Below are 1,089 nucleotides of genomic sequence, written 5' to 3'. Positions count from 1 at the left end.
ACTACCTCTTCCGCCATGGCGGCACCCATGAACAGGGTCAAAGAAAATGCCGCAATAGCATATAAGATGGAGATTGTACTGTTTTAGTATAGTGGTTTAATTGATGACGTTTTTATTCAGTATTTTTAGGTCTACTCAGACAATAACGTATAATATAACTTCAAGGATGGTGATAAGGTTGGGAAAAAAGTTGGAGAAAATTCTGATGACAGACATAGATGGTACCCTCGCCCATAGGGATGTCATTCCTGAGCAAGTGGCGGAGGTTTGTAAAATCTTGAGAGAGAACGGATGGACTTTGTTGGTGGCCACAGGAAGGATTCTAGCGTCTGCTTTGCCGCATATCCATAAGGTAGGAGCCTCAAGTCCGGCTATAGTCTACGATGGAGCCCGAATAATGGACTTCAGCAAGGGGGGGTCGGTATGGGAAAAGAAGATGCCCAGATCCCTTGTAAAAGAGGTTTTGGCCCTTGGGTGGGATTACAATGTGGGAATTCAAGTCATAGGAGACGAAATGGTTTTCTGTAGACCCCATGATGAAGCTGTGATAGATTATTTCAGTAGTCTTGGAGTCGAAGTGAGGCCAAGCCTAAAGGACCCCCAGGAGCTTGACTCCATTTTCAGGGTGATTTTTCATGGTGATAGGGCTTTGATAAGAAAGCTCCATGACCATATGTCCGCCAAACTAAATGGCAAGGCTTCAGTGACCATGGCGGGAGATGGTTTTTTAGACATATTGCCTGTACATGTCTCCAAGGGGCACGCCTTGGCTGAACTTTTAGGGCAAAGGAGTTCAAAAAACAGAATCGTTGTAGCAGCAGGTGACCACATGAACGATGAAACTCTTTTGCGCACAGCACATGTAGCTTTTACCATGGAAGACGCACCTAAGGAGCTCAAAGAAATAGCAGACGTGATATTGCCCCCATCCGAGGAAGGGGGGTTTGTAAAGATAGTGGATTATCTTGAAGATAAAGATTTCCTAAATACTATTTTGTCGAGCAAGGCGCTTGATGATTTGCAAAACCATGATGTATTGACTCTAAAAGGAGGTGCCGAACCGTGGAGGAGAAGGTGAAACTGGATGTT

Annotated in this window: 1 protein-coding gene; it reads left to right on the top strand. The window is 44.7% G+C overall.

Features of this window, described 5'->3' with window-relative positions; genetic code table 11:
• The first annotated feature begins 178 nt into the window (after nucleotides 1–178).
• Nucleotides 179–1,078 carry an HAD family hydrolase gene (locus tag V7Z69_RS09925; protein WP_334139822.1) on the top strand — a complete coding sequence of 300 codons (900 nt, stop codon included), beginning with the start codon at nucleotides 179–181 and terminating at the stop codon, nucleotides 1,076–1,078.
• Nucleotides 1,079–1,089 lie beyond the last annotated feature (11 nt).

Origin of the sequence: Thermovirga lienii (genome assembly GCF_036847465.1) — a bacterium.
Classification (GTDB): domain Bacteria; phylum Synergistota; class Synergistia; order Synergistales; family Thermovirgaceae; genus Thermovirga; species Thermovirga lienii.
Note: the sequence above shows the minus strand (reverse complement) of the source record. Positions and strands in the feature narration are given on the sequence as shown.